Annotated in this window: 5 protein-coding genes; 3 read left to right on the forward strand and 2 right to left on the reverse strand. The window is 65.5% G+C overall.

The annotated features are described in order from the left end of the window. Positions 1 to 70: 70 nt before the first annotated feature. Positions 71 to 658: a DUF6931 family protein gene (locus RM543_RS04545; RefSeq protein ID WP_311689694.1), complete on the reverse strand. Its 588-nt coding sequence runs from the start codon at positions 656 to 658 to the stop codon at positions 71 to 73. Positions 659 to 737: 79 nt separating this feature from the next. Further along, the gene (locus RM543_RS04550; RefSeq protein ID WP_311689695.1) at positions 738 to 2,693 is read right to left on the reverse strand and encodes a type VI secretion system Vgr family protein; all 1,956 of its coding nucleotides are present in this window, start codon (positions 2,691 to 2,693) and stop codon (positions 738 to 740) included. 316 nt (positions 2,694 to 3,009) lie between these two features. On the opposite strand from RM543_RS04550, the gene RM543_RS04555 reads away from it, so the two are divergent. The 3 genes from RM543_RS04555 (at position 3,010) to tssL (ending at position 14,231) form a co-directional block, all read left to right on the forward strand. After that, complete coding sequence (locus tag RM543_RS04555; protein WP_311689696.1) at positions 3,010 to 11,076, forward strand: hypothetical protein; 8,067 nt, start codon at positions 3,010 to 3,012, stop codon at positions 11,074 to 11,076. Positions 11,077 to 11,253: 177 nt separating this feature from the next. Continuing rightward, the gene (tssK, locus tag RM543_RS04560; RefSeq protein ID WP_311689697.1) at positions 11,254 to 12,588 is read left to right on the forward strand and encodes a type VI secretion system baseplate subunit TssK; all 1,335 of its coding nucleotides are present in this window, start codon (positions 11,254 to 11,256) and stop codon (positions 12,586 to 12,588) included. Further along, positions 12,585 to 14,231: a type VI secretion system protein TssL, long form gene (tssL, locus tag RM543_RS04565; protein ID WP_311689698.1), complete on the forward strand. Its 1,647-nt coding sequence runs from the start codon at positions 12,585 to 12,587 to the stop codon at positions 14,229 to 14,231. Before tssK ends, tssL begins: the two co-directional genes overlap by 4 nt. Positions 14,232 to 14,234: the final 3 nt, after the last annotated feature.

Raw genomic sequence — 14,234 nt, forward strand, 5'->3', positions numbered from 1 at the left:
CCGGGGGCAAATCTACGGGCGGTCCGCTGCACGATGCAAGGCTCGCACCGCGACCCGTTTCAGCTCGCCGTCAGGCATCCTCCGACAGCTGGATGGCCATGCGCACGAAGGAGCCGAGCGTCCTGCGGCGGTTCTCGAGATCGATACGGGCCAGCACGGTCAGGATACCCGCATTCACGGCCTTCGCGGTCAGATGCGGGGCGGGCGGGACGGGCGGAAGGTCCGGCCCGCTCATGGAGCCGCCGGCCCAGCCGGCGCCGAAGGCGATCCAGCCGCCGGGGCTCACGTCCTTCTGAGCCATGGCGGCATTGAGCGCGGCATAGCGCGTCTGTTCGTTCTGGTTCGCGACCCAGTCCGCAGCGAGCTTCATCAACTCCGTATCGTCTTCGCCAAGGACCTGTTCCGCCCGGCGCAGGCATTCGTGCCCCCACCACACCGCGTAGCGCCGGGGCAGGTTGTAGGCACAGACCGTGATGGCCTCCTCGGGCGTCGGACCTTCGGCGAGGGCGGTGGCGAACGAGACGGCATCTTCGCCATCGGGACGCGCGGTCACGTCCTCCGCGAGTTCGGGCAGCCCGTCGAAAAGGTCCTGCGCCGCTTCAAAGCGCAGGTTGCGGCGCGCCGGCGGCGCACCCGAACTGGAACCGACGTCCCCCAAAAGTCCATCCTCCGTCCGTTGCCCGAACGATGTTGATTGCCGCCTTGAAGCCGTGGCGCAGCGCCCGGCCCTTCTTGCTCTAGTTGATCATCACCATGCCGCCCTTGATCGTCATGACCCCGACAGCCTCGTGCGTTGCCATCGTGCCCTTGGTGTTGAGCATCTGGCCTTCCACCTTGATGTTGATCGCCTTGATCGTGACACCCGTTGGCGTCATTTCGATCGTGCTCGTTCCGACCTTGAAGCTGATCTTCGTATTTGCCGTCACCTCGAGGGTGTTGCCCACGTTCAGCGTGTCGTTGGTGCCGATCTTCGTGTCCCGGTTCTTTTTGACTTCGCGGGTCTCGTTCGAGCCGATCTTCCAGTCCGAATTGACGCCGATCTCGAAGGTCTCGTTCTTCCCGACGGAGTAGGTCCGGTTGTCGTTGATCGTGTGGCTCTCGTCGCGGCCGACCTGGCGGGTCTCGTCGCGGCCGATATTGGTCGTGCGGTCGTTCAGGACATCGCGCCGCTCGTCGTGGAGGACCTTCGTCTCCATGTCGTACTGGGCGTGCTGCCGGAAGAGCTCGTCTCCCTTGGTGTCGTTGAAGACCAGTTCGTTGTAGCCGCCACCCCCCTCGGTCGAGTTGGACTTGATGCCGTTCCAGTTCTTGTCGCCGGGCAGGGGGTAGGGCGGGGTGTTCTCGCCGTGGTAGACGGTTCCGGTGACCAGCGGCCGGTTGGGATCGCCGTCGATGAAGATGACGACGACCTCCATCCCCACGCGCGGGATGAACATCGCGCCCCAGCCGTTCTGGGCCCAGAGCTGGGCGCAGCGGCACCGCATCGAACGCTTGCCCTCGGTATCCCAGTGGAACTGCACGAGGATGCGGCCGTGCTCGTCGCAGTCGATCTCCCCCGATCCGACGACCTTGGCGGTCTGCGGCCCGGCCATGCGGGTGTTCTGGGTCTTGCGTTCGGGCAGGAAGGGCAGGTCCGCCGGGGCGAACTCGTAGGTACCGACGAAGGACGTCTGGTCCCCCGCCTCGCGGCTCGAGCGGTAGGATTCGGCGGTGTAGAGGTGGTCCGCGCCGATGCAGAGATACTCCGATCCGATCACGGCACTGTCGTGCTGGCCATCGAGATCGACCCGCATTCCGGACCCCAGCGTCAGGGTGTTGCCCGTCGCCTTGTGATGCTTGTCCCGCGCGCGCTCCTGCTCGATGCGCATCTTGGACAGGGACTTGCCGGCCCCCTCGTCGAGATAGACGCCCGGATACTCGTAGATCTCCAGGTTGGCGCCCGGATGCGCCGCATCGCCCGTCTGGTCCGCCATCATCTTCTTCGACGGCGACTTGAAGTTGTAATCCTGCGTCCGGAACCTGTTCGCGGTCATCGTCCGCATCGGCGACCAGCGCCAGAAATACTCGCCGCTGTCGACGCGGGCGGTCTCCATCGGAACGAAGTCCCGCTTGCCGATGGAGGGGAAGGTCTGGACGTCGTCCACCAGCACCATGGTGTGCCCCTGGTCGGAATGCTCGAACCAGAAATTGATCCCGAAGCGTTCCATGATGCGGCAGGCGAAGGTGTAGTCGCTCTCCCCGTGCTGCACGGTGTATTCGAGCGGCGCGTAGGTGCCCGTCAGCTTGTTCTCCAGATGCGCGGTGCCGCCCGAGGTGTAGGGCGTCAGGAGCTTCTCGAGGATCTGGGGGGCGGTCATCTCGTGGTAGATGTCGTGGTTGAACCGGCGCGTGGCGGTCCAGAACCACGGCCTGAGCTTCACCACGTAGCGGGCGCCGAACTCGTCCGTGCCGCCCCACATCCCGTCCGTGATGACGCCATCGAAGAACCGCGGCGCACCGCCTTCGGCAAAGATGCGCACGCCGCCATGGGCGCCGATCAACTGGTCGAAGTCGACATCCCGCGTTTCGCTGACAAATTCGACTTCGAATTCAAAGAGTTCGTTGATGCCTTCGTGGCCCATGAAACGGACCAGGCGCAACTCTTCTCCGAGGGGCGACAGAAATTCGCCAAGGTAAGAATTTTGGGCACACATCCAGGAGGCTCGCTGACTGATTTTGGTCTTCAAAGAGCGCCGGTTGAAATAATATGACCGATCGCAGAATGGAAATAACTGCCGGGAAAGGTTGCACGGGTCCGCGCCTGACGCAAGAGAAACCGCGGCCCCGACATGGCCTGGGGTGGAGTTCCGCCGGCTTGCTCAGTTCGGCCGGCGTTGTGGCGGCGGTGCAACATCATCCGCCAAATATGACGGCGCGTCAGGCGCCGCCGGAGAAACGTTTGGTGCGGCTTTCGGGTGACGGCTAGTGTCCGCGCTAACCATCTTTCTCTCTTCGTTCAGGAATCCGTACATGGTCTGCCAGAGTTCATCGCCCGCCCGCCCCGTCGTCCGGTTCGATCTGGTGCTCCATGGCAATCCGCGCACGTTCCTCTCGACAACCGCGCTTGCCGCGGCCCTGACGCTCCTGATGGGGGCTGGCGGCGCCGAGGCGCAGCTCTACTGGTACCCCGGAGGGCAGGGCACCACCGAAGGCGGAGACGGTAACTGGAGCCAGGCCGAGCAAAACTGGAACGGGGCGGACGACGGCAACGGAACCCAGCAGGGATGGCAGAACGATTCGCCCGGAACCTTCGGCGGAACTCCCGGCACGGTCACGGTGACGGAGGGCGTCTCGGTCGGGACGCTGACGTTCGAGGCGGATGGATACACCGTCACCGGCGGCGCCGAGAAGATCACCGGGTTCAGCAAGGACCCCGCCTCCATCACCTTCGCCGGCACGAAAGAAGCGGCCGTCACGTTCGACAGCGCCTTCGACACGACGGGCAACCCAAATGCGGTGAGCATCGAGGACGGAGCGGACGCGAACAACACCGTCGTCTTCACCGGGCAGAACGCGATCGGAGCCGGGGTCGTTGTCCAGAATAGCGGAACGCTCGACACTTCCGGCCGCACAGAGGCCTCGCAGATCATCGTCGAGGCAACAGGCTCGGTCACGGCGAGCGGCACGGGGGCCAACACGGAAGATGGCAACGGCACCGGAATCGTATCGAACGTGACCAACAGAGGTGCGTTCGTTGCGAACGGGCCCCTGGATGTCGTCGGCAATTTCACCACTGCCGACGCCGGTACGCTGGACGTCGGATCCGACATGGATGTCAGTGGCGCGTTCAATCATGGGTCCAGTTCCACACTCGAGGTGGGGGACGAAGAAAACCTGACGGTCGGCGATCTCGGCGTCGGGCCCGGCGGCGGACCCGGACCCGGATCCAAATCGACCATCAACGTTGCCGACGGTGGATCGCTCTCGTCCGAGGGCGGCGCTAACGGAATCGGTTATGCGAACGTTCGCAACTTCTCCGAGCTGAATGTCCGCGGTAATACGTCCTTTGGGTATTATCAGGTCTTCCAGGGCGGGGAGCTGAGGGTCGAGAACCTCGGTACGGCCGCCGCATATTCGGGTGGTGTGAATGCGGGCTCCGGGGTGGAGGGCGCTCAGGGCGTCAATTTCGATGCCAACGGGGGGACGATCACTGTTCTAGAGGGCGGCGAACTGGTTGCCACGTCCAACTCTATCGGAGCGACGTTCGTCCGCTCCAACGGGGCGCTCGATTCTACGGGCCGCATCGTCTCCGGCATCACCAACTTCGGCGTCCTCACCGCCGAGGGCACAGGCACCATTTCCGGTGACGGCATCATCGCCGGCATCGAGGGCAACGTCCGCAACATCGGCTCGCTTGTCCTGTCCGAAGATCTCGAGATCGAGGGCAACGTCACGAACACGGTTGTCGAGCGTGAAAACGATCCCGATTTCGTCGGCTCCATCGATCTCGGCAGTTCCGCCCTCGTGATCTCCGGCACCCTGACGCAAAGCTCTTCGGAGACGATCACCATCGACGATGGCGAAAGCCTGACCGCGGGATCGGTCAACATCGCCTCGGGCTCGAGCATCGACGTTGCAGGCGCGCTCCGGACCGATACGACGCCGAACGAGTTTGAAGACGGCGCGAACGGCACCATCCAGCTGTCCGGCAGCCTGAGTGTTCAGGAGGATGGTACGGTCGAAACCGGCAGCCTGACCTTCAACGACGGCGCCAGCCTCACCAATGACGGCACCGTCACGGTCGGCACGCTGACGAACAATTCCGACGGCCTGACGCTGGGCGGCAACGGCACATACGACATCGGGACGTTCGACAACCAGGGCGACCTCAACGTCACGACCGATGTCGATCTCGGCGATGCTCTGAGCAACTCCGACCTGATCGAGATCGATGCCGGTGCGACCCTGTCCGCCGGGACGATCAACAACCTTGGTGCCGGGACGATCGAGGTCGAGGGGACCCTCTTCGGCACCGGCAATACCATCGACAACAGCGGCACGATCAACGTCTATGGCGGCGGTACGCTCCAAGACAACGGCGCGATCAACAACGACGCCGACGGCGTGGTTACCTTCGACAACTCGGCCGACGCGGGAGCAGGTACGCCCGGCGACGCCATGACCCTCTCCGCCGATCTGAACGATGACGACGAGGACGAGGACGTCGTGACGAACAGCGGAACGCTGACGGTCGAGGGCAACGGCGACGCGGCCACCGACCTCACCGTCACGAGCAATCTCGTCAACACCGCGGACGACGCGGGCACGATCGAGGACGATCGCGGGAGCGTGACGATCTCCGAGGGCTCCGTCGTGGTCTTCGAGGATGCGGGCGAGACGCTGTCCGTCACCAATGCCGGGGACTTCACCCTGGCCAATGACGACGATTCAGGCACCACCGCCGCGACCGAACTCGAGGTCGAGACGTTTACGAATGCCGAGGGCGGCGTCCTGACCGTCGAGGACGAGCTCGACGGGGGCGGGGCTTCGACCTTCACCCTCGATGCGAACCTCGTCAACGAGGCCGGCGCCACGGCGAACCTGTCCGGCATCATCGGCGGCAATACCTACGCCGGCGACATCACCAACGATGGCACCATCGACGACAACGGCGACCTGACGGTCAACGGCACCGTCACGAACCAGTCGGGCGGTTCCTTCACCGTGGATACCGGAACGCTGACCGCGGGCCAGTTCAACAACACCGGAACCGACGGCGACCCGACTCCCACGGCGAGCACTTTCACCGTGGAGACGACCGCGAACCTCACCGGCCTGTCGAACACGGCCGGCGGCGCGGTCAGTGTCACGGATGGCGGCACGCTCACCGTCTCCGAGGCCGGCGTGACGACCGACACGATCACCAACGATGGCACCGGCACGACCTTCGCGCTGTCCGGGGCCGGATCGAGCGCCCAGGCGGAGACCATCGACAACACCGATGGCGCGACCTTCACCATCGGGGAGGGGACGACCGTCGAGACGACGTCCACCGATGCCGACGCCTTCGACAACGCCGCGACGCTCGACCTCGACGGCGGCACGCTGACCTCGAACCTGACGAACTCCGGCGATGCCGATGCGAACGGCACGATCACCGGCGACGTCTCCAACTCCGGCACCGGAGCGTCCTTCGATGCGGACGGCGACCTGACCGTCACCGGCGATTTCACCAACGACGACGATGCGGACTTCACCGTCTCCGACGGCACCACCTCGATCTCGGGCACCCTGACGAACGACTCCGACGGCAGCAATGGCGACGACTACGGCATCGTCGTCTCCAGCGGCACCACCCTCGAAGCCGCCGACATCGTGAACGAGGAGGATGCCACGATCCTCGTCGACAACGCGACGCTTCTCGGCACCGATGACGGCACCACGACCAACAGCGGCACGATCACGGTGACCGGCGGCGGCGCGGCGCTCGACAATGGCGCCATCGAGAACACGACGACGGGCACTTACGTGTTCGACGGCGACGCAGGCTCCAATCCCGGCGCCGCGATGACGTTCAACGCCGACGCAGACACCGACAACGAAACCTATACGCCGCCCTATGCTGCGGGCACGGACGAAGACGTCATCTTCAACGAGGGCGCCATCGAGGTGGTCTCCGGCACGGTGAACAGCGAAAGCACGCTCGACAACCAGGCAGACGGTACACTCAGCGTCGACGACGGCGCCTCCTACATCGTCTCCAACACCGGCAGCGACACCGACAACACGATCTCCAACGAGGGAACGATCACGGTCGGCGAGGATGGCGGCGCCGGCGGCTCGGAACTCGAGGCTCCGACCATTTCGAACCTCGATGGCGGCACGATCGACGTGAACGCGTCCACGCTGGACACCGATCTCACGAACGAGGGAACCGTGACGATGTCCGGCACTCTCACGGGGGATCTGCTGAACACCGACATCGACAACGACAGCACCGCCGGCACGTTCACCGCGGACGGCACGCTCGGGATTAGCGGCTCCGTGACGAACCAGGAGGGCGCCGATTTCAACATCGCGGACGGCACCACCACGGTGGACGGCACCTTCACCAACACAAGCGGTACGGATGTCGGTGCCGCCCCCGCCACCCTCGATCTCGTCGGCGGCGATCTCGACGTCGACGGGTTGCTCATCAACGAGGCGGGCTCGGACATCACGGTCGCGGACAACACCCTCACCGCCTTCAACATCACAAACCGCGGGGCCGGCACCACCCTCACCGCGACGAGCGGCGACATCATCGCGGACACCTCCACCGTGGAGAACTCGGCAGGGGCCTCGATCTCCATCACGGATGGCGGCACGCTTCAGGTTGAGACGGACCTGACGAACACCGGAACGGACAGCTCCATCGCCATTGCCGGTGATACCGGGGATACGGACGACAACCTCACGGCGGAGAGCGTCACGAACGCCGACGGCGCCTCCCTGACGCTTTCTGGCGGTGCGGACGGCACGATCGACGGGGGCGTCGTCAACACAGGCGCGGACACCGAACTCACGGTGACGGGCACAGGAACGACCCTCGAAGCCGAGACGCTCGACAACCTCGACACGGCCACGCTCACCGTGTCGGACGATGCCGTGCTGACGCTGACCTCCGGCGATGACGACGCGCTGGACAACGAGGCGACCTTCGATCTCGATGGCGCCCGTCTCGTCGGCAACCTGACCAACACCGGCACCGTCACCGCAAACGGCACCGGCGCCGTGGGCGGCACGGGCAACGGCATCGAGGGCAACGTGGACAACGAGGGCGCTGGCAGCTTTACGCTGGACGGTGATCTCGACTTGGACGGCTCCTTCGAGAACGCCGACATCGCAACGCTCGACACGGACGGCAACGACCTGACCGTATCCGGCACGCTGACCCAGACCTCCTCGACCGCCATCGACGTGGACGGCGGCGAAACGGTGACAGTCGCGGACCTCTCCATCGGCGACGAAGCGGTGGTCAACGTGGAGGGTGCGGGCAGCACGCTCATCACCGACGAAGATCAGGACGGCACCGCCGACGGCGACATCGACGTCGCCGCGAATGGCGCCCTGACCGTCGGCGCCGGCGGCACGGTGCAGACGGACACCGCGACCTTCGGTGGCCTCCTGAGCAACGAGGGCACCTTCGACGCCGAAGGCGCAGTCACCGTGACCGGCATCGGGACCGCCATCGCGGGCGCCGCCAGTGCGCCCGGAACGGAGAACGGCGTCTACAACGCTGGAGATTTCGACGCCGACTCCCTCGATCTGGGTGGTGATTTCTATAACGACACGGCTGGCGACGTGGACATCGCCGGGCTTGCCGACATTGACGGAATGCTCGTCAACCTTGGCGCGTTCGACGCCGATACCTTCTCGCTGACGGATGACGGCGCGCTGGACAACGATGGCGACGTCAACGTCACCGGCGCCGCGGACACCGGGGAGAATACCGAGGTCGACAACTCCGGCACCTTCGATGCCGCGAGCCTCGACAACGACGGCAGCTTCGACAACGAGGCCGGCGGTACGCTGACGCTGACGGGCGACCTCGACAGCTCGGGCGATATGACGAACGCCGACACGGCGACAATCAACGCGGATACCTTCTCCCTCACGGATGAGGGCACGCTGGACAATGACGGCGACGTCAACGTCACGGGCGCCGCGGACACCGGGGAGAATACCGAGGTCGACAACTCCGGCACGTTCGACGCCGCGAGCCTCGACAATGACGGCAGCTTCGACAACGAGGCCGGCGGCACGCTGACGCTGACCGGGGACCTCGACAACTCGGGCGATATGACGAACGCCGACACGGCGACGATCAACGCGGATACCTTCTCCCTCACGGATGAGGGCACGCTGGACAATGACGGAGACGTCAACATCACGGGCGCCGCGGACACCGGGGAGGATACCGAGGTCGACAACTCCGGCACGTTCGATGCCGCGAGCCTCGACAACGACGGCAGCTTCAACAACGTGTCCGGCGGTACGCTGACGCTGACGGGTGATCTCGACAGCTCGGGCGATATCATCAACGCCGCGACTGGGACCATCAACGCCGGCACCTTCTCGCTGACGGATGACGGCACGCTCGACAATAACAACGACTTCAACGTCACGGGCGCAGCGGACACCGGCGAAGACACCGAGGTCGACAACTCCGGCACGTTCGACGCCGCGAGCCTGCTGAACCAGGGTGACTTCGACAACGAAGGCATCGGGACCGTCACCGTGGCGACGCTGACCAACGAAGGCACCTTCGACAATAACGGCGTCATCGTCGGCGATCTCGACAACCAGGAAGATGCGACGTTCGAGAGTGCCGGAGTGATCAACGGCGCCGTGACCAATGCCGGCGATTTCGACCTCGACGGGAACAGCATCGTTTCGGGCAGCTTCACGAACGAGGAGGACGGCGAGGTCTTCGACAGCGGCGCCTTCGCCCTCTCCGGGATCACGACCTTCGAGAACGACGGGGCGGTGACCTTCGACGAGGACGGCAGCTCCCTCACGGCGACGACCTTCGACAACACCGGTGCGCTGAACCTCCTGGGTGGGGACCAGACGCTGACGGCGACCACGATGGCCAACTCCGGCACGATCGAGATCCGGGGCGACGACGTGATCGATGTCGACACGCTGGACAACGCGGGCGGTACCATCTCCCTCGTGGACGGCGACACGGACGACAGCCTGGACGTCACGGGCGAGATCCAGGGCGGCACGCTCGCCTTCGACATCTCGCTCGGATCCGATCCCGGCGCGACGGACGTCCTGACGTTCGGCAGCCTGACGGAGAGCGCCGGCAACCAGCTCCAGCTTGCCTTCAACACGCTCAGCACCGGGGCGATCCTGTCGAGCCCGCTCGAATTCGCCCTCGGCGACACGACAGGCGTCTCGATCGACAACGCGGCGGACGTGACCGGGCTTCCGCCTGCGATCGGGCCGCTCAGCTACGTCGTGCTGAACGACGGAAGCAGCCTCGCGGTGGCCTCGGTCATCGATCCGGGTGCGGCGTCGGTGGCGGGCAATATCGGCCTGGTGCAGTCGCTCATCAACACGGTGGTCAACCGGCCGTCCTCGCCGTTCGTCTCCGGCCTCGTCTACGAGGATGAGGACAAGTGCGGACCGGGCGTCTGGACGCGCGGGCAGGCGGGCTATGCGGAAGGAACGTCCGATACCGACAACGGCCTCGGTGGGCTGCCCTCGACGGTGCGGGCCAACTACTCGGGTCTGACCTTCGGCGCAGATTACGGCTGCTTCGACGCGGCGGACGGCGCGTTCGACCTCGCCGGCGGCATCACCGCTGGCGTCAACCGCGGCCAGACCCGCCAGGACATCTTCGCGGTGGACTTCTCGGGCACCTCGCCGTCGCTGACGGACGATGTGACCTCGACCACGACCTCGGAATTCGACCAGCGCTACGTCGGCGGCTACGTGGCCTTTGCGCGCGGGCCGCTCACCGGAGACGTCCAGCTTCGCTTCGAGCGCACAGACTACGAGTTCGACAACGAGGATATCGGCCTCTACGACGAGGAAACCTCCTCCGAAGGCACCACCGTGTCGGCCAGCCTCTCCTATGCCTTCCCGCTCGGCGAGGACATGGTCGTCGTGCCCACGGCGGGGATCGGCATCACGCGGTCCGAAACCGAGGACCTCGCCTTCCGTGACGGGGACGGCAACAAGATCGGTGAGATCCAGTTCGAAGATCACACCACGAAGATCGGCTTCCTCGGTGCCACCGTCGCGAAAACGGTCATCTCGGACGCCGGCGACAGCGCGTTCAACTACTTCGGGACGGCGACCTATTACGGCGACTTCTCGGACGACAAGGAAAGCGCCTTCGTCATCGACGATACCGAGCAGGAGATCTCCACCGAGCCGCTCGGCAATTTCGGAGAGCTCTCGGTCGGCTTCAGCTACGTGAGGATCCTCGACGGACAGATCGGCGCGGCCAAGCAGCTAAACGCGTCCGTCCGCGCGGATGCGCGCTTCTCGGACGACGTGGAAGGGTACGGTCTGACGGCCCAGCTCCGGCTCCAGTTCTAGGCCGGGCAGGGGGGGGCGGGATCGCGCCCTGCCGATACGCCGGACAAAAAAACAGCGGGGCGCCGATTGGCGCCCCGTTGCCGTTTTGCGGGTCTGATGTATGGTGAAGGTGCCGTGGCGTCCTTCAGGACATTTGCCGAAACGGCAACAGCATTTCTAATTCGGTGCAGCGCTTAAATGTCGTGGTATTCCAAGGTCGCATGGAAGGAAGGCCTGTTCCTCCAGCCGCATCATTTCCAGCAGAGCGATCGCTATTTCGAGAAGCTACTCGAGGCACGGACGCGTCTCGCCTCTCCCTATCCATGGGGGTTCGCCCAGCTCGAGATCGACCGGGATATCTCCCAGCAGATGAAGTTCGGCCTGCGCGTCGCGACGGGTATCTTCCCTGACGGCACCCCGTTCGACCTCCCCGGCACCTCCGTCCTGCCCGATCCGGTGGCCATCCCCGAGGGCTCCGAGGGCGCCTTCGTCTGGCTGACCCTGCCGATGGCGCAGATGAACGGTCGGGAAATCGGCACCGAAGACGAGACGAGCCGCTCCGCGCGCTACCGCCTCGGGGTGGAGACGGTGTCGGACAGCACCGCGGCGATGCGCCTCGAGCAGGCGATCGAGGTCGCCCATCCCCGCGCCGAGTTCGACGTGCGCAAGACGGAGAAGCCGGGCTATCACTGCCTCAAGCTCGCCCGCATCGTCGAGGTGCGGGACCAGCAGGTGGTGTTCGACGAGAAGTTCGCGCCGCCGGTTCTCACCGTGCAGGCGCATCCCGTGGTGGCGGGCTGGATCGAGCGGGTCGTCGGCTGGACGGAAACGAAACTGGAAAGCCTCGCGCGCTACGCGTCGGACCCCTCGTCGGGCGGCGGTCTCCAGGCGACGGACTACTTCATGCTGCTGGTCCTCAACCGTGAGATCAACCTGCTGAAGCACTACCGCCACAGCCGCTTCATTCACCCCGAAGAGCTCTACCAGCTCTTCCTGCGGCTGGCCGGGGAACTCTGGACGTTCGATACCAACCGCCTCGCGCCGGAGTACAAGCCCTACGACCAGAACGACCTCGCGGCGACCTTCGAACCGGTGGTGCGGGACATCCAGCGCCTGCTCTCGCGTGACGTGGGCCGCGCAATCAGGCTCGACCTGCAGGAACTGCATCCGGGCAGCTATATCGGCAAGGTCACCGACCGGAACCTCTTCCGCGATGCCTCCTTCGTGGTGGAGGTCGCCGCCGACAAGCCGCTGACCCAGATCCAGCAGCAGTTCCCGGCGCTCTGCAAGGTCGGTCCCAACACGCAGATGAACAACATCGTCAACAACAACCTGCCGGGGCTGGAGCTGGTGCATACGCCGACGCCGCCGCGGCAGATCCGGGCCGTCACCTCCCACGTCTACTTCTACATCGACAAGAGCAGCCCGATGTGGCGCGAATTCTCCACGGCGCCCGCCATCGGGATGCACTTCGCCGGCCAGTGGCCGGAGCTGAAGCTCGAGCTATGGGCCATTCAGGAGAACCGCTCGTGACCGACAAGAAGGACCCCGGCAAGACCGTCATCAGACCGATGCCCGGTGGGGGCTTCGGTCAGGGAGATGCGAAATCCCCGCCGGCGGGTGGCGCGCAGAAGACGGTGATCGGCGGAATGCCCCCCGCGGGGGCGCCGCCCGCGGCAGGCAGCCAGAAGACGGTGATCGGCGGCGTGCCCCCTGCAAGCGGCTTCGGCGGCGGCTTCGGTGGCCCGCCTCCGGGGCAGGGGGGCGGCGGCGGTTTCGGCGGTCCATCGGCGGATGATGTCTGGGGCGGCGGAGGCGGCGGGGGCACGGGGGCGCATCCACCGGGCGACCCGAACGCCTGGATGGGGGCGAAGCCGAAGGACGAGGGCTTCTTCCCGGATGTCCGCAAGCCCGAGCCGCATATCCAGCGCCAGCCGACCCGCAAGATCAGCCTCGACAAGGCCCTCTCCGCCAAGACCTCCGGGCATTCCTCCGAAGCGAACCCGATCACCGCCGCCGCGGCGTCCCTCCTGATCCTCTTCGGCCGCCTGCGCTCCGGCGTCGTGGACATGCACGCCCTGCCGCTGATGCAGCACGTCACCGAAGAGATCGAGGGCTTCGAGCGCCGCGTCCTCGACGCCGGCGTCGATCCGCAGGACGCGATGGTCGCGAAGTACTGCCTCTGCGGCACGGCGGACGACATCGTTCAGAACCTGCCCGGGACGGACAAGGCGACGTGGCTGCAATATTCCATGGTCGCGCGGTTTTTCAACAAGCGCACCTCCGGGGTCGGCTTCTTCCAGGAGGTCGACAAGGCGCTCCAGAATCCGGCGCACAAGTACAACCTCCTGGAGCTGATGCTGGTCTGCCTCCAGCTCGGCTTCGAGGGCCAGTATCGCGGCCAGCCGGGCGGGGACGTGCAGCTCCAGAACGTCAAGCGCGGCATCTACGAGGCGCTCCGCCGGGTGAAGCCGCGCGGGGATGACGACATCTCCCCCCGCTGGAAACCGGTGGAGATGCTGCGCAAGAGCAAGTTCGGCGGCGTGCCGGTCTGGGTCATCGCCATCATCGCCGCGGCGCTCCTGACGGCCGCGTATTTCGCCATGCGCCTGATGCTGGTGGACGAGGGCAACGCGCTCGCGACCCGCATGACCTCCCTCCATCCGCCCGAGATGATCACGATCAACCGGGACACCGCCGTCGAGGCCTACGTGCCGCCGCCGCCGCCGGTAGAGGAGAACGGCCAGTTCGAGCGGATCACCGAGGCGCTGGCGGGCGATCCCGTCGAGGTCAGCCGCACCGGCGACTTCATCGTGCTCGACGTGAACAACGCCGTCCTCTTCGACAGCGGAAAGGCCGAGGTGAAGGCGGAGTTCGTGCCGCTTGCCGAGAAGATCGCCGCGGCGCTCGACGAGGAGCCGGGCCCGGTGCGCATCATCGGGCATACGGACAACGTGCCCATGTCCGGAACGGGCCGCTACAAGAACAACTTCGAGCTGTCCGTCGCCCGCGCGAACGGTGTCGCGGGAATGATGACGCCGCTCTTCACCGACGCGACCCGCGTCGAGGTGGACGGGCGGGGAGAGGACGAGCCGCGTTCGGACAACGCGACGCCCGAGGGCCGCGCCGCCAACCGGCGGGTGGAAATCATGATCCAGCGAGAGGACACGCTCTGAGCG

Source organism: Tropicimonas omnivorans (assembly GCF_031846565.1).
Lineage (GTDB): Bacteria > Pseudomonadota > Alphaproteobacteria > Rhodobacterales > Rhodobacteraceae > Tropicimonas_B > Tropicimonas_B omnivorans.